General features: G+C 60.7%; 22 protein-coding genes and 1 pseudogene. 13 read left to right on the top strand and 10 right to left on the bottom strand.

Annotation, left to right across the window (positions count from 1 at the left end; genetic code table 11):
• On the top strand, positions 1 to 298 hold a 298-nt coding region (locus BOO71_RS18630; RefSeq protein WP_139323037.1), incomplete at its 5' end, for an integrase core domain-containing protein.
• Between the two features lie 199 nt (positions 299 to 497).
• Here the strand turns inward: BOO71_RS18630 and BOO71_RS18625 are convergent.
• Both BOO71_RS18625 and BOO71_RS18620 read right to left on the bottom strand, forming a co-directional pair.
• Positions 498 to 863 (bottom strand): hypothetical protein, encoded by a 366-nt coding sequence (locus BOO71_RS18625; protein WP_075834905.1) that lies wholly within the window; start codon positions 861 to 863, stop codon positions 498 to 500.
• 780 nt (positions 864 to 1,643) lie between these two features.
• The gene (locus BOO71_RS18620; RefSeq protein ID WP_075834903.1) at positions 1,644 to 2,606 is read right to left on the bottom strand and encodes an aldo/keto reductase; all 963 of its coding nucleotides are present in this window, start codon (positions 2,604 to 2,606) and stop codon (positions 1,644 to 1,646) included.
• An 89-nt stretch (positions 2,607 to 2,695) separates the two neighbouring features.
• Between BOO71_RS18620 and BOO71_RS18615 the strand changes: the two genes are divergently transcribed.
• The 3 genes and pseudogenes from BOO71_RS18615 (at position 2,696) to BOO71_RS18600 (ending at position 4,856) form a co-directional block, all read left to right on the top strand.
• Entirely contained in the window at positions 2,696 to 3,307 is a 612-nt protein-coding gene (locus tag BOO71_RS18615) for a TetR family transcriptional regulator (RefSeq protein ID WP_075834902.1), read from the top strand.
• Positions 3,308 to 3,366: 59 nt separating this feature from the next.
• Positions 3,367 to 4,525, top strand: a pseudogene (locus tag BOO71_RS18605) (IS3 family transposase).
• Between the two features lie 118 nt (positions 4,526 to 4,643).
• On the top strand, positions 4,644 to 4,856 hold the full coding sequence (locus BOO71_RS18600) for an alpha/beta fold hydrolase (RefSeq protein WP_075834896.1): 213 nt from the start codon (positions 4,644 to 4,646) through the stop codon (positions 4,854 to 4,856).
• Positions 4,857 to 5,347: 491 nt separating this feature from the next.
• On the opposite strand, the gene BOO71_RS18595 is transcribed toward BOO71_RS18600, so the two are convergent.
• From BOO71_RS18595 to BOO71_RS18570, 6 genes are all read right to left on the bottom strand, one after another.
• Positions 5,348 to 6,247, bottom strand: a complete 900-nt coding sequence (locus tag BOO71_RS18595) for a DNA-3-methyladenine glycosylase family protein (RefSeq protein WP_075834895.1) — start codon at positions 6,245 to 6,247, stop codon at positions 5,348 to 5,350.
• A complete protein-coding gene (locus BOO71_RS18590; RefSeq protein ID WP_075834893.1) occupies positions 6,244 to 6,603 on the bottom strand; it encodes a VOC family protein in 360 nt (119 codons plus the stop codon). The genes BOO71_RS18595 and BOO71_RS18590 overlap by 4 nt, the downstream gene beginning before the upstream one ends.
• Before the next feature lie 41 nt (positions 6,604 to 6,644).
• Positions 6,645 to 6,992: a VOC family protein gene (locus BOO71_RS18585; RefSeq protein ID WP_075834891.1), complete on the bottom strand. Its 348-nt coding sequence runs from the start codon at positions 6,990 to 6,992 to the stop codon at positions 6,645 to 6,647.
• A gap of 94 nt (positions 6,993 to 7,086) precedes the next feature.
• The gene (locus tag BOO71_RS18580) at positions 7,087 to 8,004 is read right to left on the bottom strand and encodes a helix-turn-helix transcriptional regulator (protein ID WP_075834889.1); all 918 of its coding nucleotides are present in this window, start codon (positions 8,002 to 8,004) and stop codon (positions 7,087 to 7,089) included.
• A gap of 147 nt (positions 8,005 to 8,151) precedes the next feature.
• Positions 8,152 to 8,613 (bottom strand): DinB family protein, encoded by a 462-nt coding sequence (locus BOO71_RS18575; RefSeq protein WP_075834887.1) that lies wholly within the window; start codon positions 8,611 to 8,613, stop codon positions 8,152 to 8,154.
• A 162-nt stretch (positions 8,614 to 8,775) separates the two neighbouring features.
• Positions 8,776 to 9,123, bottom strand: a complete 348-nt coding sequence (locus tag BOO71_RS18570) for a hypothetical protein (protein WP_139323035.1) — start codon at positions 9,121 to 9,123, stop codon at positions 8,776 to 8,778.
• Positions 9,124 to 9,270: 147 nt separating this feature from the next.
• On the opposite strand from BOO71_RS18570, the gene BOO71_RS27160 reads away from it, so the two are divergent.
• The 5 genes from BOO71_RS27160 (at position 9,271) to BOO71_RS18550 (ending at position 12,325) form a co-directional block, all read left to right on the top strand.
• Positions 9,271 to 9,462, top strand: a complete 192-nt coding sequence (locus BOO71_RS27160) for a hypothetical protein (RefSeq protein WP_139323034.1) — start codon at positions 9,271 to 9,273, stop codon at positions 9,460 to 9,462.
• A gap of 193 nt (positions 9,463 to 9,655) precedes the next feature.
• Complete coding sequence (locus tag BOO71_RS18565) at positions 9,656 to 9,880, top strand: hypothetical protein (protein WP_139323033.1); 225 nt, start codon at positions 9,656 to 9,658, stop codon at positions 9,878 to 9,880.
• Positions 9,870 to 10,901: a PDDEXK nuclease domain-containing protein gene (locus tag BOO71_RS18560; protein ID WP_075834881.1), complete on the top strand. Its 1,032-nt coding sequence runs from the start codon at positions 9,870 to 9,872 to the stop codon at positions 10,899 to 10,901. Before BOO71_RS18565 ends, BOO71_RS18560 begins: the two co-directional genes overlap by 11 nt.
• Positions 10,902 to 10,941: 40 nt before the next feature.
• A complete protein-coding gene (locus BOO71_RS18555; protein WP_075834879.1) occupies positions 10,942 to 11,244 on the top strand; it encodes a hypothetical protein in 303 nt (100 codons plus the stop codon).
• Between the two features lie 34 nt (positions 11,245 to 11,278).
• Positions 11,279 to 12,325 (top strand): DUF1963 domain-containing protein, encoded by a 1,047-nt coding sequence (locus BOO71_RS18550; protein WP_075834877.1) that lies wholly within the window; start codon positions 11,279 to 11,281, stop codon positions 12,323 to 12,325.
• Here the strand turns inward: BOO71_RS18550 and BOO71_RS27155 are convergent.
• Entirely contained in the window at positions 12,319 to 13,062 is a 744-nt protein-coding gene (locus BOO71_RS27155; protein WP_075834875.1) for a hypothetical protein, read from the bottom strand. The genes BOO71_RS18550 and BOO71_RS27155 overlap by 7 nt on opposite strands.
• Before the next feature lie 186 nt (positions 13,063 to 13,248).
• Between BOO71_RS27155 and BOO71_RS18540 the strand changes: the two genes are divergently transcribed.
• The 3 genes from BOO71_RS18540 (at position 13,249) to BOO71_RS18530 (ending at position 14,666) form a co-directional block, all read left to right on the top strand.
• Positions 13,249 to 13,689 carry a helix-turn-helix transcriptional regulator gene (locus tag BOO71_RS18540; RefSeq protein ID WP_075834873.1) on the top strand — a complete coding sequence of 147 codons (441 nt, stop codon included), beginning with the start codon at positions 13,249 to 13,251 and terminating at the stop codon, positions 13,687 to 13,689.
• A gap of 9 nt (positions 13,690 to 13,698) precedes the next feature.
• Positions 13,699 to 14,109, top strand: a complete 411-nt coding sequence (locus BOO71_RS18535) for a VOC family protein (protein WP_075834871.1) — start codon at positions 13,699 to 13,701, stop codon at positions 14,107 to 14,109.
• A 110-nt stretch (positions 14,110 to 14,219) separates the two neighbouring features.
• Entirely contained in the window at positions 14,220 to 14,666 is a 447-nt protein-coding gene (locus BOO71_RS18530) for an iron chaperone (protein WP_139323032.1), read from the top strand.
• A gap of 360 nt (positions 14,667 to 15,026) precedes the next feature.
• On the opposite strand, the gene BOO71_RS18525 is transcribed toward BOO71_RS18530, so the two are convergent.
• Positions 15,027 to 16,619: a hypothetical protein gene (locus tag BOO71_RS18525; protein ID WP_075834867.1), complete on the bottom strand. Its 1,593-nt coding sequence runs from the start codon at positions 16,617 to 16,619 to the stop codon at positions 15,027 to 15,029.
• 50 nt (positions 16,620 to 16,669) lie between these two features.
• On the opposite strand from BOO71_RS18525, the gene BOO71_RS29090 reads away from it, so the two are divergent.
• A partial coding sequence (locus BOO71_RS29090) for a transposase family protein (protein ID WP_139323031.1) occupies positions 16,670 to 16,940 on the top strand: 271 nt, incomplete at its 3' end.

Here is a 16,940-nt window from a genome sequence, read left to right as displayed (position 1 = left end):
CCATTCAGACAGGGGGAGCCAATACACGAGTGAGGTCTACAAGGAGGCGCTAGACAGACTGCACGCGGTTCAGAGCATGAGCGAGAAAGGAGAATGCTGGGATAACGCCGTTCAGGAGAGCTTTTTCGCGACGTTGAAGACGGAACTGGAACTTGGAAAGGCGCAGTGGGGTCGTGCCCAAACACGAACGGAGGTCTTCGAGTGGATTGAGGTGTTCTATAACCGCCAGCGTCGTCACTCCGCGTTAGGCTACCGGTCCCCGGCGGCCTTTGAGGAGCAAGCCCCCATCCCGAACTGAGCCTCCACCAAACACTTGACAGATCAGTCGCCCCAGTCTGGCCATATACCTGGCAGGCGAAGAGGGAGGTCAAGATCCTGGAGATGACAGAGCGGGAAGGCCAAGCCAGAAAGGCACCACCAGCGCAGGACACCCTGTTTCTTGGGCAGAACGGACGCCCTTGAGGACGCCTGCCCGCTTGCTGTGTTGGGCAAAGCGTTCAAGTCCGAAGCGGCCCTTGACCGTTTTGAAAAAGGCGGAGGGTGCGCCAGCGGCGTTTCCCTACTCGTGCGAGATACTTGCCGCCCAGGTCAAGATTCGACATGACAAAGCGTTGCTCTGGCTCCTTGTTGCGGTAGAGCCAGACCCAGGAAACGCACATGGCCTGATCAAGCCCTGTGGGCTTGACCAGGCTGCCCCGGACCATCAGGTCACGCATCTGGCGGCCATCCTTCAGCTTGCGGTTGCAACGCACGCCCACCACGATGTCCAACCCCCGGCTCAGCACACCCTGGATGAACTCGGTACTCTCGAACCCTCCATCGGCATGGAGACGGGAACGCCGCTTCCCCAGGAGGAGTGCCAATGGCACCGTACGCAGCAACTTCAGCGCGAGTTGTGCAGGAGAAGGTGTCCCCTTACCCCGCCAGACCTGAAAAGCCCAGGGGAGACGAAGCTCACCGCAGCACAGGTATAGCACCACCAGATGGACACCATGAACGCTATGGCAGGTATGCATCTAGTCGGCAAGTTCGCTGAACTTGCCAGTCTTTTCCAAACTGGTGAGGTCAACCAGGAGTTCCAGTCTGGGGCGCTGGTGAGGCTACTGTCGCCACCGATCCTGCAACGTCTGGAAAGCGTGCTGGCGCATTACCCGGCAGAGCCGACGGGTACTCCAGGTGGCGTAATTGAAAAAGCGGCTGAGCGCCGAGGGGGATTTGACGGTGGTCCGTTCCGGCAGAGGTCTGCCGGAACCATCAAGCAACAGGTCAAGGAAGACCTCGAAGGATTCCCGGTGTTGTTTGCGAGAAAAGCAAGGCAGAATGTCAGAATAAAGCCGTCTGGAGCGCGATTCTTTTGGGTACACACCTCACTATGGGGGCGAAAGTGCGTTCCAGACATTCTTTTGCAAAACTGCAAGATGTCAGGCAAGAGAGTCTTGACCATCCCGCCTGCTCGCCTGTCCCCACTTGCCAACGCCGTCACCACCAGCAAGCTGCCTTTAAGATGTGAAGGGAAGCGGTACAACAAGTCCCCTGAACTTCAGGCCACCTGCCTCTGGAGAGGCATCTATTTCTTGGAAGCCAGCACACAATGGCCCACCAAGAACTCAGGGAAGGAAATACAAGCCCCAGGCGATCAAATATCAGACCCAGACGGGCAGCAGACCTTCAGTGTAACGGGAGCCGAATCCACCATCAGGAAGAATCGCATCAATCCTGCCGAGGTCTGCGCCGGTCAGAACAAAGTCGGCGGCTCGGACGTTCTCCTCAACGCGTTTGGGGCTGCGTGTCCCGGGGATCGGAACAATGTCGTTGCCCTGCGCCAGCAGCCACGCCAGTGCCAATTGAGCAACCGTCATGTGTTTGGCCTCAGCCAACTCGGTGAGTTTGTTGGTGGCCGCCAAGTTCTTCTCGAAGTTGCCCGGCTGAAAGCGCGGGTCAGTTCGGCGCAGATCGCTTTCATCGTATTGCGCGCCTGGTTTTGCAGCGCCTGTGAGAAAACCACGGCCCAGAGGTGAGTAGGGAACAAAACCAATCCCCAATTCACTGAGCAGCGGAAAAAGCGTCTCAACGTCGCGCTCGAACAGGGAATACTCCGTTTGCAAAACCGAAACTGGCTGAACCGCGTGTGCCCGGCGAAGCGTCTCGGGACCAGCCTCACTGAGGCCAAAATATTTCACCTGACCGGCGTCGATGAATTCCTTGACCACCCCGGCGACATCCTCAATTGGCACGTTGGGATCGACCCGGTGCTGATACAACACGTCGATGTAATCGGTGCCCAGAAACCGCAAGCTGCGTTCAATAACTTCGCGAATATGCGCCGGGCGGCTGTCCAGGCCATAGTCGTGGGTAAAGCCGAATTTGGTGGCAATCACGACCTCGTTGCGGACTGGTTTGAGTGCTTTGCCGAGGATCCGCTCGTTCTCACCCCAGCCGTACATTTCTGCGGTGTCGAAGAACGTCACGCCGAGTTCATGGGCGTGTTGAATTGTAGCGATACCTTCAGCCTCATCCGCTGGTCCGTAAGCGAGCGAGATGCCCATTGCTCCGAACCCGAGGGCCGAGACCTCCAGACCCTGTGTACCCAATTTGCGCTTTTCCATTTTCATCTCCCTAAGCACGGTCAATGCCGTTTTGACAGTATACGCCATAAATGGCAGTGACTGTCAAATCTGTCGGCGTATGATGCCTGATGGCAGAACAAGCAAGTTTTTCTCCTCCGGCCCTCAGGGACCGAACGCGGGAATTGATGCGGGCAGAGATCGCTGAGCAGGCGATGGAGCTGTTTGCCGAACAGGGCTTCGATGAAACGACCGTCGATCAGATTGCGGTCGCCGCCGGAATTTCACCGCGCAGCTTCTTTCGTTATTTCGCCACCAAAGAGGATGTCGTCATGGGTGACTTTTTCCCATATGTTCGCCTCATTGAAGCGGCGCTGCGCACGCGTCCCCGCGAGGAAAAGGTCCTAACGGCGTGGCGTCGCGCGCTGAATACCCTCGTCGAGTCGACCGAGGGGGATGTCAAAGGGTCACTGCGAACTGTGCGGGTCATGAACAGCACAGCCTCGTTGCGGGCACGTCACCTTGAAAAGCACCTTGCCTGGGCCGAGATCCTGGTTCCGCTTGTAGCTGAACGCCTCCCGTCCGGGCCGTTCCAGCGTGATGTACCCGCGCGGGCAATCGTCCTTTGCGGTCTCACCTGCTTTGACATCGCGCTGTTCGCCTGGGCTGAAACAAATGGAGAGGCGTCACTTGGAGATCTTCTCGACCTCTCTACCGAATATCTCCAAACGATCAACTCATGAGTGAGGGTGACCCGGTTTTGCGCAGATGCGGATAAGCCTCGACAAGAGGAGGCACCATCATGACCCACCGCAGAATCCATTCCACTGAATTCAAACGAGACGCTGTTCAGCTCGCCCGAACGGGCGGCAACCTCTATCACACCGCCTGTGAGCTCGGCGAGGGTGCCTCACTGCTCCGCAAGTGGCTGACGGCTGAACAGGAACAGGGTGAGTCTACTTTCCCTGGTCAGGGAAAGTAGACTCTGATTCCAGAGCAACAGGAGATCCGAAAACTCCGTAAAGAAAACGAAATTCTGCGTCAGGAGCGGGAAATTTTAAAAAATCCGCCGCCTTCTTCGCCATGGAAACCATACGCTGAGGTACCACTTCATCTCTGATCACCGGACGCAATACCGCCTGGACGTGATGTGTCGCGTGCTGGAGGTCTCGGTGAGTGGGTACCACAGTTGGCGAAGAAGGCCCGTCTCCAACCAACAGCAATGGGATGCGTTGCTCCAGCAGCGCATCCGAGAGATTCACCAGCTTCGCAAAGGGCGCTATGGATCCCCACGCATTCATGCCGAGCTGCGCGCGGAAGGAGTGCAGGTTTCTAGGAAACGCGTCGCCCGCTTAATGCGTGTCGGAGGTCTACGGGCCAAAGGAAAACGCCGCCATGTACGCACGACAGACAGTGCGCATTTCTTTCCGGTCTGCCCGAATCTCCCGGATCGTCAGTTCGACGTCCAGCAGCCCAATGCGGTCTGGGCTTCGGATTTGACCTTTGTTCCCACGAAAGAAGGCTGGCTGTACCTCGCGGTGACCCTCGATCTGCATTCGCGCGCAGTGGTGGGCTATGCCATGGACGCCCATATGCCAGCCACGTTGCCGCTTGCTGCTCTCCAGATGGCCGTGCAGCGTCGCTGTCCAGCGCCTGGTTTGCTCCATCACAGCGATAGAGGAAGTCAGTACGCCAGTCGGATATTTCAGGGAGAATTGGCCCGCCTACGGGCCAAAGGGAGCATGAGCAGAAGGGGGGATTGCCAGGATAATGCTGTCGTGGAGAGCTTTTTTAGCTCCCTGAAAAGGGAGCTGTTCGAGGACAACATCTTCGAGAACCGCATAGTTGCCCGGCAGGCCGTCTTCGAATACATCAAGGTCTTCTACAACCGACAGCGCCGCCACTCCACATTCGGGTACTTGACACCCCACGAGTTCGAGCGCCAGGCTAAAGCCGCTTAACCTCAACTACGCAAAAGCGGGGCAGGCCCAGCAGGCCAACATGACGACGATGCGCGTCCTGGCCTTGGACCATTACATGCATGATCCCCAACTTGCGGGCCGCCTGGGCTAGACGGAGATGCCTACCCTGGTGCTGTGGGGAGAGAGCGATCAGATCGGGACTCCAGCTTACGCCGCCGCTTTTCTCGATGCCCAGTTTCAGATCATTGAGCGGGCCGGACATCTTCCGCAGATTGAACAGCCTTCCGCAACCTTTGCGCTGATCGACAATTTTCTAGAGAGTCAGGTGCAACGGGGCGCTGAGTTGCCTTCAGGATCAACGGTACGGTAAGACTCAGGAGTTGCATCTGCATAATCAGAAAAATTCCCTCCTGGCGCGAGAATCCCAGAATGGTTTGGCAAAATTGAAGAGGTGTGAATGGTTCGGGAGCATGCTAAAAAGCGGGATGACAGCATTGAGACGCTGAGCTTTTGAGGTGGGGAGGAAGAGGGTAAAATGACAGAAACCACCCCACGAAAGCGAGTCAATTTTCACTGTTTGGGACAGTGTTCTCATGCTATACAGAGGTGTAATTCCTGAGTCTGAGGTGGAGTCGGAAAATTGGGCTAACACCCAGGCTTCCAGCTCTCTATATTCTACCGCCTTCAGTCCTTTAACTGACTGTTGCACTGAAGTAGGGGAGGGTCTGGCGCTGGCTTACTCGGCCCGTGTCCCCATCAAGCTTTACTTCAACCGGGATACCATCAGACTGCCAGAAACACGTCGTTTTTCAGACCTGTAAACCGGAGGCTTCAAATGCGACAGGGCACGGCCACCCCTTGTCAGGTTTCTACCATTGGTCCGATCACTGCCGCGCGGCTGCGCAGGTAGGTGGCCCACTGGCCCTGCTGATCCCCATAGCGCTGGGCGACGCGCGTCAGCTCGGCGGCGCTCAGGTCACCGTAAATGGGCCGGGCGGCACGCAACAGCTCCTTACGCAGCGGACCATCTGCGCCCACCTCCAACACTTCCTTACGCCCCAGCCCCCGCACCAGAATGAATAGCGCACTCCAGTCGCCGATCCCGTACAGACCCAGAAGCCACGCGCGCAGCTCGGCAGTAGAACGCTGGTGCAACTCCGTTTCGCTCACCTCTGAAAAAGCTCGCGTCACCGCCAGCAGCGCGCGGGCCTTGCGTTCCTGGCCTACCAACGCCAGCCACTCCGCTTCAGTCAGCCCGGCTAATTCGGTGGGTTCAGGAAAGGCTGGGCGGCCCTCCCACTCGCCGCCACAGGCTTCCGTGACCCTCCGTTTGAGCCGCAACGCCTGCGCATTCGGGAGCCGCTGGGTCAGCACTGCCCAGCACGCCACCTCGAATGGTGTCAGGAAACGGGGCTGATGAAAGCCATGCATGGCTTTCAAGGTCGGCCCAAACGCCGTGTCTTGCTCGGCCAGATCGTAAAAGGGCTGGAGGTCATCCCCAGTGGCCAGGAAAGAGGCCAGGCGTTCCAGCAGGGCCGCCGTCTCTGCCCCAGTCAAAGGCTGTTCGGGATGAAGGGTGTACTTCAAGCCCGCCGTGTCCTGCCCTACCACGAAGCCGACAGTCTGCCCATTCAGGCGGGTGGCCTTGCGAAGTTCGCCTGCGGTGTTTTGCTCGCCCTGTGCAGGTGGAAAGCCGTTCAGAAAAGCCAGCGTATGACGCAAGTCGAATGGCGGGGTGACTGGCAGCAGAGGCGCGGTCATTGCTGTACTTGATGGAACGTCAGCGCGTGGCCGTCCGGTGTCTGCACACTGAACATCCGTCCGAAGGGACCGTCCTGCGGGGGTTGCGTGACCTGCGCGCCTGCCGACGTGACCTGCGCGTGGTAAGCGTCAGCATCAGGTACAGCGAACCAGATGGACGCGCCCGAGCCGAGGTGGTCCCTGGCCTCATGCGGCAGGGGTTCACGCACAGCCAGGCTTGCCCCGCCTGCCTGGGTAAACACGGCGGCGTTGGGCGGACCAGCGGTGGTCTCGAAGCCCAGAATTTCAGTGTAGTACTGGCGGGCAGCCGCCAGATCCTGGGTGTGCAAAGCAATGAAATCGAGAGTGGTGTGCATGTCGGGTTCTCCTTTTATGCGAGAGAGAGCGGCGGGCCGTGCTACGCCTCGTAAAAGCCGAGTTGGTGACCATCCGGGGTCAGTACGGTGAAGGTGCGCCCAAAGGGCATGTTGTGCGGCGGCTGCACGATCCTCGCGCCACGCTCCACGAGCTGTTGGTGGTACTTCTCCACCTCTGGCACGATGAAAGAGATGGTGACGCCCCCGCCGAGCAGTGGCCTGGCGTCCCGGTCTTCACGCAGCGCCAGTCCTGCGCCGCTCGCGCTGACGAAGGCGTTTGCGCCGGGCCGCTCCTCGGTGGCCTCGAAGCCCAGAACGTCGGTCAGGTAAGCGCGGGCCGCCCTGTAATCCGGCGTATGCAGCGTGACGAAGGCGAGAATGGTGTTCATGATTGACCTCCTGGAACCAACGTAGGGGAGGCCACTGACAGCCCTATGTCAGGAGTGGCCCGGCAGCACTTTGACTAAGCACCTTGGACAGCGCTCAGGTCAGCAGCATGCGCCGCGCCTCTTCTCGCAGCCGCTCGCGCAGTTCTGGAGGCTCCAACACCCGCACGTCCGCACCCCACGACAGCACCCAGGGCCATACGCTCTGAAGGTCACGGACTTGCAGGGTGACTTCCAGGCCGCCCTTCAGGTCCTCCACTGCCGTCTGAAAAAAGCTGGGACGTTCGCGTACAGCGCGTTTCAGCTCGCCCGGAAAATGCAGACGAACCGTCAGGTTCATCTGCTCGCGCTGCGGACCAGGATCGGTGCGCCACTCTGGCTCAGCCACGAAGGTTTCAGGTTGCACCTGCACGGCCTCCATGCGGCTGAGCCGAAAAGAACGCCGCTCTCCCCGTGCCGGGTCAAAACTGCCCAGTAACCACGCACCATGCAAATAAACCAGGCGCAGGGGATAGACCTCCCGTCGTTCTGGCCCCTGCGTGGGCTTGTGGTACTGGAACCGGATGATCCGCCCGCCCAGCACCGCCCCGCGTAAGATCCGCAGGATGTCGGTGTTCTCAACGTCACCCGGCGCAACGATCCGCAGATGTTCTTGCAGTTGGGTCACTGCTGTGCGCCGCTCATCCGGCAAGGCGGCCCGCAACTTCTTGAGGGCCGACTGTGCCGCTTGGGCATAGTCGGTGTCAAAGGCCCCGTAGACCGCGTCTGCGCCCAGGGCCAACATGACCGCCTCTTCGGAGGTGAGGTGAAGTGGAGGAAGAAAGTAACCGGGCATCATCGAGTAGCCGCGCCCTGGCACACTCAGCACAGGTACGCCTGCCTCGTTCAGGGCGGCCACGTCCCGGTAAACCGTCCGGACACTGATCCCGAAGGTCTGGGCCAGCGTCTCTGCGGGGGTCCAGACCTCACTGCGCAATTCCAGCACCAGAGCGAACAGGCGGTCCGTGCGGTTCATTGCCCATACTATGACTTGCCCTCCCGTCCAATATCAGAAAAGACCTTGACCCGCCAAACCGATTTGCCGCTGCTGTGACTGCCAGGCCTCACCCTCCCAGCCGTAAAAGCCAGGCGCTCTGGTTGATGACCTTGGCGGAGAGCAATGCTATTTGGAGCGCGGCGTCCAGCAGCCCAGAATTTGCCTCAAGAGGACGATTTTGCCCATGTGGTAGGCGTTGTGAACAGCAAGCTGTTCGAGCGCATTTCTCCAGGTGAATCCAGGATTGTCCGTGCCTTCCTCAGTCTCCAGCCAGGTGTCGTCCTGCGCGAGTTCGACGGCACGTTCAGAGTAGGCGAGAAATGAATCGACAAGAGCTTGCCAGGCGGCCTCATCTTCAGGAGCAGGACTGGCGGGAAAGCCCACGTTCTCGTCCCAGCCTTCGATGGCCGCTGTATCGCGTTCCAGTACGACGCGCTGCCAGACGACGGTGTGCCACAGCTCCTCGTAGATGCTGTGTGACGCTCCTGATGGGCGGGTGCCGACATCCTGAAGAGTCAGCCCTTCCAGGATGTACGTGCGCGGCGCAAACTCACCGCTTAGAAAGAGGAAATCCCAGACGTCGGCCACAGTGCCTCCTTGAAAGTCATATCCTACGCGGGCTTGATACACAGGCAGCAAAGGCAATCCACACCTAAATCCCGTCCAGCATGGGCGCAGGCGTATTTTGCATTCACGCCGCACAGCCCCATCACGGGCTGCACCTGGTTCTGCTCGATCAGCGTTTCTAGGTCATGCGGCGCGGGGCCGCTTTCCCACCCGCGTCGGCGCAATCTGCCGCAATGCGTCGAGCAGTCCGCAGTTCCTCAACCCGTTCACCACCAGCGCGGCAGGGTAGTTCTGTGCCCGGTTGCCCATCTGTTCGTATTGTCGAATGTCGTCCAGCACGCGGGCCATCAGGTGCGCCACGTCGTCGCTCCAGTCCTGGCCCTGGTCATGGGCGCGCAGGGTTTGCCAGATCAGCCAGCACCAGAACTTGAAGTTCTGGGAGTCCTCGAAAGCGGCGGCCAGGGTGCGCGCCGTTTTCTCCACCAACGCTCCCCGCTGGCTGCGCGACAGGCCCGTCAATGTCGGCAGCATGAACACCGCGTCCAGGGCGTCTGAAAAGGCGGGTGCGACAGTCAGAGTAACGTCTGAGGTTGGATTCGAAAAAGCAGTTAACACCCAGGCTTCCAGCTCTCTCCTTTCCACTGCCTTCAGTCCTTCTAACAACTGTTGCACTGGAGTTTGAGAGGGGCTGGAAGCGGCTTTCTCGGCCCGCGTCGCCGCCGCGTTGATCGTCGCGGCAGCCCGGCTCTGGGGACCACCTCGCCGTTGACTCTGGCCTGTGCCCGCGCGGTGCGCCTCTCCTCGGCCCGTGCCTGGGTCTGGGCGGCGTGTTCCCGCCTGGATGCCCGCTGGGCCTTCTCGGCGGCCTGACGGGCCTCACTGCGGGTCAGGGCATAGGCAGTGCGGCCCTGCCGGATGTCCTGGTCCAGATCCCGTCAAGGGAACTCTAGATCCGACATGGTGACCCTCACTGGGGCAGCGTGACCGGAGAGATCGCGCTCCGCTACCTCACCTTCTTGGAGGCGTTCTAGAATGAGCGGCGATGATGGTCAGTAGAACAGCCATGACGCGGCGCACAGTTAAGGTCACCACGATTGACGATCTGAAGAATGACTGGGTGCTGACACTAGGATATTCCCGGTGTACAGCGGTCAGGGGAACCAACAAAGAACCTTTTGACGAGAAGATGGCCCACCCAGGTGGCCAGTTGCGCGGGTGGTTCGAGGATGGTCACCGTGTGCAAATCGCGAACAAGCAGAATTTAGAAAAGCTGGGCTATGGCGGCTGACCTAGTCCTTCCCACCGACTACGCTGCCTTACTAGGCGATCTCAAGACGCAGATTCGCAGCGCCCAGACCCGCGCGGCCCTGAGCGTCAACCGCGAACTGGTCACGCTGTACTGGCACATCGGGCAGGCCATCCTGAGCCGACAACAACAGGCAGGCTGGGGTGCCAAGGTCATCGAGCAACTGGCCCGTGACCTGAAGACCGAGTTCCCCGACATGAAGGGGTTCAGCCGCAGCAACCTGAGCTACATGCAGCAGTTCGCCGCCACCTGGCCGGATACCCAGATCGTCCAACAGCTTGTTGGACAATTGCCCTGGGGCCACAACGTCGTGCTGATGCAGAAGGTCAAAGACCTTGCTGCCCGTGAGTGGTACGCCCACGCCACGGTGCAGTACGGCTGGAGCCGCAACGTCCTGGCGCACCAGATCGACTCACGCCTGATCGAGCGCCAGGGCCAGGCCACCACCAACTTTGAAGTCACCCTGCCCGCGCCACAATCTGAGCTGGCCCAGCAACTCCTGAAAGACCCCTACAATTTCGACTTCCTGAGCCTGGGGGGCGAGGCCCACGAGCGGGATCTGGAACGTGGCCTGCTGGCGCACCTACGCGAGTTCATGCTGGAACTGGGCGTGGGCTTTGCCTTCGTGGGCAGCCAGTACCACTTGGAAGTGGGCGGCGAGGATTTCTACCTGGACCTGCTGTTCTATCACCTGAAATTGCGCTGCTACGTGGTCATCGACCTCAAGATCGGGGAGTTCAAACCGGAGTACGTGGGCAAGATGAATTTCTACCTGTCCGCAGCCGATGACTTGCTGCGCCACGCGGACGACGCGCCCAGCATCGGGCTGCTGCTGTGCCGCACGCAGAACAAGGTCATCGCCGAGTACGCCCTGCGCGACGTGAACAAGCCGCTGGGCATCAGCACCTACGAGCTGGCCGAGGCGCTACCTCCGGAGCTGAAAGGCCAACTCCCCAGCGTGGAAGAACTGGAGCGGGAATTTGAGGGGATGGGCGAGAATTGAGGGCCAGGCCCGCAGCGCGAAGAGTGCTAGAGGGGCCTGCGTGTGTAAGGCTAGGGCGGTCCAGCCACGTCTGCTGGAGCTGGAACTCGATCCAGATCAGGTGGCGCGCGAGCGGTATGCGGTTCTGTCGCCCACAGAGCGTGCCCAGGAGACGGTGCGGTCCCTGAAGGTGGTCTATGGCAGCCGCCTGGACGCCGAGGAGTACCGCAAACTTGGTGAGGTGCTGGAGGTGGGTGCCCTGGACGGCGCTGAACTGCGCGCCGAGGCAGCCCGCGCCCTGACCACGGGAACGTGCGACAACCAGGCGGCGCGGCTCCAGGTGCAACTGGTGAGTTTCACTTGAATGCCGTCCTGGTGAGTCTCTCCCCTGGACTGCCATGACCCGGTATTACTTGGAGCTGTCCAACGCGCGCGAACACAAGTTCTATGAACTGGTGCTGGAGGACGCGGCCTTACACCTCCGGTACGGACGTATCGGAACGGACGGCCAGAGGCAGTCCAGGACCCACGCTTCTCCTGAAGCAGCCCAGAAAGAAGCGGACAAGAGACTCGGCGAAAAACGCAAGAAAGGCTATGTGGACGCTGTGATGGGGGAGCGGGAGAAGCAGGATGTCATTCCGCCCCGGCTCCGCTTACCGGACCTGCTTAGGCCGCACCGCAGCGAGATCGAGGCGACGCTGCGCCCCTCCGTTCACCTCGTCCGGGATGGGCAGTCTGGCCGCCCCTGGAGCTGCAAGGTGGGCGGAGTGCCCTACCGCGAGCAGGGTCAGCCCTGGCCAACAACTCCAGATGGTCAGGCGCTGGCATTCCTGGCACAACTCCACTTCGCGGACCTGCCTGTGTTGGACGGCTACCCCACGACTGGCCTGGTGCAGTTCTTCATTCTGGACGACGATCTGATGGGCTGCGACTTTGATTCTGGTCTGCCGCTGGATGAAGTGCCTCAGACCACCTACCGGGTGCTGTTCCATCCCGAGGTGATTCAGGATGAGGCGGCGCTCGATCTGTCTGTCATAGAAAGGGTCTGGGACGTCTTGCCGCACGATCCGGCTGTGGAGGTGCCGCTACGGGGCTACCTCGCCCAGGACATTCTCTCGGCCAATGACCGATTGTTTGATGGCCTGGTGACCATCGATTTTCTGGACAAGACGGAGGGCGAGGACGGTGAGATTGTCGGCGATCTGCGTTTCTACGCGTGTGGCGATGTGGTGACGCTGGCCTCCAAGGTGGGCGGACATCCCGACTTCACGCAGACGGACCCCAGAGGCACCGAAGACCCGCACCTGCTGCTCTTTCAGTTGGACAGCGAAACCGAGTGGGGCGTGATGTGGGGAGACGCAGGCATCGGCAATTTCTTTATCCGGCCCGAAGACCTCGCCGCGCGCGACTTTTCACGGGTGGTGTATCACTGGGACTGTCACTGAGCGGAGCGGCGTCGGGGGGATGTGGGCGCAGCCTGGCCCAAAACGTCAGACCCTACAACGCTCGCAGATTCTTCCGCCCCTCTGTCTCCGTCTGGAAGGTCAGCGCTGGCCACTTTCGGTGTATCCCCCGTCTCCAGGGACCGAATCAGCGCTTCCACATAGGCTGAGGGATTGCGCAGTTCGGCGCGCCGCTTGTAGGCGAATACTGCGATCTCCAACAGGGCGCGTGAGTCCACCTGCTGGACGAGGATGCGGGCGCGCCTTTCCCCCACTTTCAAGAGCAGCAGGCCGTCATAGGCCCGCAGGAAGGCTGGGACCGGGCGGCCCGCGTCGACGTAGAATGAGCGGTGGACCCGGATCATCAGCGGTTCCTGCACCTCTACCACGCCCAGCACGGTCTGCTCGCTGCCGCCCAGCGGCCAGGCCCACTCCACGAACTCCCCGCATTCCAGATCGGTACTCTGCTCGGCGGCGTACAACCACAGCCCTGGCTTGGCCGCTGGACGGACCGCTGGGACCTCCGGGGGATGCGGCACCAGCAGGGCCTGCACGTCTTCCCAGTCGGGATCGGCCTCGACTTCGGGGCTGAGCTGCCAGGCGGACAGGTGGCCCAGCACGCCGCGCATCAGCAGCTCGCGGCGCGTGGCGTCCTCCGCCCGGCTGCACAGGGCCAGGGGGTTGAGCAGCTCGCCCGTCGTCGGCATGGCGTCAGCATGGGCGCTGGCCGGGTTCGGCACAAGCAATCAACCCGCTATCGTGCTTCATCGTGTGGAAGCTGGAAGCCTTCGCGCTCGCCTTCCGGGGAAGATCGCCAGACCACCCGAAGCCCCTGCACTTCCACCGCCCAGACCATCTATCAGAGGGGGAGAAGGGTTCCATCAACCGCTCGAACGCCTCACCAGATGGGCTTATCCTGAAGCACCATGGATAATGCCGACACGTTGCCGCACCTGCGCGATCTCGCGCGACTGCGCCGTGTGCGGGACCGGATTGACCGGGAGTACGCGCAGCCGCTCAATGTCGAAGCACTAGCCGAAGGCGTGAACATGTCGGCGGGACACCTGAGCCGACAGTTTCGGCTGGCCTACGGCGAGTCCCCATACAGCTACCTGATGACCCGGCGCATCGAGCGCGCCATGACGCTGCTGCGTCATGGTGACCTGAGCGTCACCCAGGTCTGTTTTGAGGTTGGCTGTTCCTCCCTGGGCACCTTCAGCACCCGCTTTTCCGAACTGGTGGGGATGTCGCCCAGTCTGTACCGTCAGCACGCGGCGGGCGCGACGGCGGGTATCCCGCCCTGCGTGGCGAAGCAGGTGACCCGTCCGATCAGGAATCGAGAAGCACTGAATGCGCGGCGAACCTAGGATGACGCCATGAACCTCACCATTCACCAGACGTTCCTGCCGCACACCAGCCCGGACGCCTCGCTGGCGTTCTACCGCGACACCCTCGGCTTCGAGGTCCGGAATAGTGTCGAGTACGGCGGCCTGCACTGGATCACGGTTGGCCCGGTGGGCCAACCCGGCACGTCCATCGTATTGCATCCCCCTGCCATGGATCCGGGCCTGACCGACGATGAGCGCCGCACTATCGCTGAAATGATGGCCAAAGGCAGCTACGCCAGCATCAACCTGGCCACTGACGATCTGGACGGAACGTTCGAGCGCCTGCAAGCCAGCGACGCCGAGGTCGTCCAGGAGCCGACGGAGCAGGCGTACGGCGTGCGCGACTGCGCGTTTCGTGATCCTGCGGGCAACCTGATCCGGATTCAGGAGCGGCGCTGACGCAACAGGCCCGTGACGGCGAAGCCGTCACCCGCGTTTCCCCTACAGGAATGAATCTGATGACAGCAAAGACCTCTGTAAAAACGGGGAAGCCCAGCACACGCCCAGCAGTGGCCAGCAAAACAGACGTGGCTGAGGGCTTCACGGACGCAGAACGGGCCGCGATGAAGGAACGTGCCCAGGAACTGAAGGGAAATTCGCGGCGTGGCTCGCGGGCCACCAGGGGAGACGGGGCGAGTGAGGTCCTGGCGAAACTGGCGGAAATGCCCGAACCGGACCGCGTCTTGGGGGAGCGGCTGCATGCCCTGATGATGGCCTGCGCACCTGACCTGCAGCCGAAGCTCTGGTACGGCATGCCCGCCTACGTCCGGGAAGGCAAGGTGGTCTGCTTCTTCCAGGGAGCGCACAAATTCAAGACGAGGTACGCGACGCTGGGCTTCAGCAACGAGGCAAGGCTTGACGATGGTGCCTTGTGGCCGACAGCCTTTGCCTTGATGGACTGGACACCGGACACCGAGGCAAGGATCACTGCCCTCGTCCAGAGAGCTGTGGGCTGAGCTTGACCACGATCAACCCAACGGGGACAGCGTTTCAGGCGCAATCTCTAATTCCGCTGCGCCCTCCTAGATATTGCCGTTGGGCAGTGGATTAGGGGTCACCTCAAGATCGATACTGGTGGCGAAGTCAAAATCTGGCCATTTCATCGGAAGACGGCAGTGGCGCAGTGACGAAAAACACTGTTCTGGGAGACCGGCATCTGACTTCGCCACCAGTATCAAGATCCGTGCGCCCTACTACGCTCAGGGAAGCCCAAATTTTTCCAACACTGGCCAGGCCGCTTGCTGAGCCACCTGTATTCCCATCAAGCTCTCCGTCAACTTTTCAGCACTGAAGGAAGGGCGACCGCTACCGAATGATCAGGCCAGGCGGAAAGTGTAGTAGTTACATAGACCCGACCAGACCGTCAGGCTCTTGCTGCGCCTGGGATCGGGTGCGCCGATGGAGAGGGTCACGCGGCAGGCAGTGGTAGCACCGCCGTTGTTGAAACCGCCGCCGGGACCGTGCAGGGCGAGGGTTGGCGTATTGGACTCGGCGAAGACCGTATCCGTGCCGTTGTACTGCACGATGAGTTTCCAGTCGTAGGTCAGGGTCTCGCTCTGTGGATTGTTGATAGTGGCCTTCGCCGCATACCTGGCCGTCTTGGCCGTACAAGAGGTGGTCGTCCTGAAATCCAGCGTCGAGCCATTGGTCACCGCGTACTCGTCGCAGAGAGTGCCGCCCAGCGTGTAAACCCCGGAGGCCGTGATCACCGGGTACGGATTGACTGGCGGCGGCAGCACGTTTAACGTTACCGTCTGCGAGGCAACTGCCCCGTAATTGTTATGGGTGGTCACGCGAACCTGGCGTGAGCCGGTTACACCGAATTTGACCTTGACATTGCAGCCGCTGGTGGCTGACAGCGTGTCGGGGGCGTCCACTGCCCAGGTGGTATTCCCGCAGAGGAGGTTGGTATTTGCCTCGTTGGGATCGGTGATTGTGACGGACATCAGGTGGTCTTCACCCTGGTGGGGATCGCTGGTGTACTTCACGCTTAAGGTGGGCGGCGGATTAGCTACATTCAGCACGAAGGACAGGCTGGCGCTGGCCCCCTGGCTATCGGTGGCCTTCACCGTGATGATGCGTTCGCCAGGCGTGGTGAATGTGTAATCCGGCGTCAGCGTCCCATCCTTGCTGGACGCCACACTGATCTTCGGGCAGCCGTCCTCGGCGTCGCTGGCGGAATAAAACTCGCCGTTGCCGAAGGCGGGGCCGGTCGTGGTGCAGAACGCCCTGAAGTTGAGCGGTAAGCCCACATTGACCGTGTGCGGCTGACTGGTCAGCTTCAGCACGGGCGGCGTATTGCTGGAGCGCCCCAGTTCCTTGCTGATGTCGAAGTTCGTGGCGTTATAACTCGCTATGGTCTTCAGAATGGGTAACGTCACCCGGAAGCCCAGCGTGCCTTTCATGAAACCGCTAACGATCCAGTTCGGGTTCCGGGGATAGGCCACGTCAAGATTCACGCCAGCTTCCAGCGCCGCTTCCGGCCCTGCCACGTCGTAGAGCGTGAAGCTGGCCCGGCTCTGCATCCCGACGCGCGGCTTCAAAGAACCGGAGAAGGTCGGGGGCGGCAGGCTGCCCGTAATGCCGAAGCCAGAGATGTTTTTCCAGCCGTCACTGCTCGTCCAGCGTGCCCCGACCCGGGCGGTGACCGACTCGCTGGCCGCGAAGTTCACGTGCGATGTGATCTCGCCGCCTGCCGTCAGATATAGCTCGACCTTCGGCACCAACACGACCGGAATAAATCCAACGAGGAAGGTCTGGGGCTTGAAGTACTGGGTACCGATCAGCACTGAGTCGCCCACCGCCCCCTGAAAGTCGCCGGCGATGTTCAGGTTCGAATTTTGAGCAAAGCCCACGCTCGCCTGAAAGGTCAGGTGCGGGGAGGAGAAGATGTGAATGCCCACGTCCACGCCGTAGCCGACATTAGACCTCTTGCGAAAGTCGTGCGCTAGGGTAGGGGATGGTTGGCACGCTAAAATATCACCAGGCCCTGAAGCTAAATCGCACGAGTTTTCGCCGTCGCACTGGTGTGTACCCCGAAACATTTCTAGAGATGGAGACCGTGTTGCAAGAACGCCATGCCAACAAAGTCAAATCTGGACGGCCACCTGCACTCTCTTTGGGAGCGCAACTCCTGATGACGCTGGAGTTCTGGCGCGAGTACCGCACGTTGTTTCACATCGGCCAGGACTGGGGTGTCCATGAGGCCACGGTTCAGCGAACCGTGGTGC

It is taken from the genome of Deinococcus marmoris (genome assembly GCF_001949125.1).
Taxonomy (GTDB): domain Bacteria; phylum Deinococcota; class Deinococci; order Deinococcales; family Deinococcaceae; genus Deinococcus; species Deinococcus marmoris_A.
The sequence above is the reverse complement of the archived record's forward strand: the minus strand, read 5'-3'. Positions and strand labels throughout refer to the sequence as shown.

Excerpts from the sequence above, each read along its gene's own strand:
- BOO71_RS18590 (WP_075834893.1), bottom strand. The coding sequence starts at position 6,603 with ATGCACACCACTCTCGATTTCATTGCTTTGCACACCCAGGATCTGGCG.
- BOO71_RS18560 (WP_075834881.1), top strand. The coding sequence starts at position 9,870 with ATGGCGGCTGACCTAGTCCTTCCCACCGACTACGCTGCCTTACTAGGC.
- BOO71_RS18600 (WP_075834896.1), top strand. The coding sequence starts at position 4,644 with ATGCCTACCCTGGTGCTGTGGGGAGAGAGCGATCAGATCGGGACTCCA.
- BOO71_RS18570 (WP_139323035.1), bottom strand. The coding sequence starts at position 9,123 with ATGCTGCCGACATTGACGGGCCTGTCGCGCAGCCAGCGGGGAGCGTTG.
- BOO71_RS18565 (WP_139323033.1), top strand. The coding sequence starts at position 9,656 with ATGACGCGGCGCACAGTTAAGGTCACCACGATTGACGATCTGAAGAAT.
- BOO71_RS18585 (WP_075834891.1), bottom strand. The coding sequence starts at position 6,992 with ATGAACACCATTCTCGCCTTCGTCACGCTGCATACGCCGGATTACAGG.
- BOO71_RS18540 (WP_075834873.1), top strand. The coding sequence starts at position 13,249 with ATGGATAATGCCGACACGTTGCCGCACCTGCGCGATCTCGCGCGACTG.
- BOO71_RS18550 (WP_075834877.1), top strand. The coding sequence starts at position 11,279 with ATGACCCGGTATTACTTGGAGCTGTCCAACGCGCGCGAACACAAGTTC.
- BOO71_RS18595 (WP_075834895.1), bottom strand. The coding sequence starts at position 6,247 with ATGACCGCGCCTCTGCTGCCAGTCACCCCGCCATTCGACTTGCGTCAT.
- BOO71_RS18535 (WP_075834871.1), top strand. The coding sequence starts at position 13,699 with ATGAACCTCACCATTCACCAGACGTTCCTGCCGCACACCAGCCCGGAC.
- BOO71_RS18615 (WP_075834902.1), top strand. The coding sequence starts at position 2,696 with ATGGCAGAACAAGCAAGTTTTTCTCCTCCGGCCCTCAGGGACCGAACG.
- BOO71_RS18580 (WP_075834889.1), bottom strand. The coding sequence starts at position 8,004 with ATGAACCGCACGGACCGCCTGTTCGCTCTGGTGCTGGAATTGCGCAGT.
- BOO71_RS18620 (WP_075834903.1), bottom strand. The coding sequence starts at position 2,606 with ATGGAAAAGCGCAAATTGGGTACACAGGGTCTGGAGGTCTCGGCCCTC.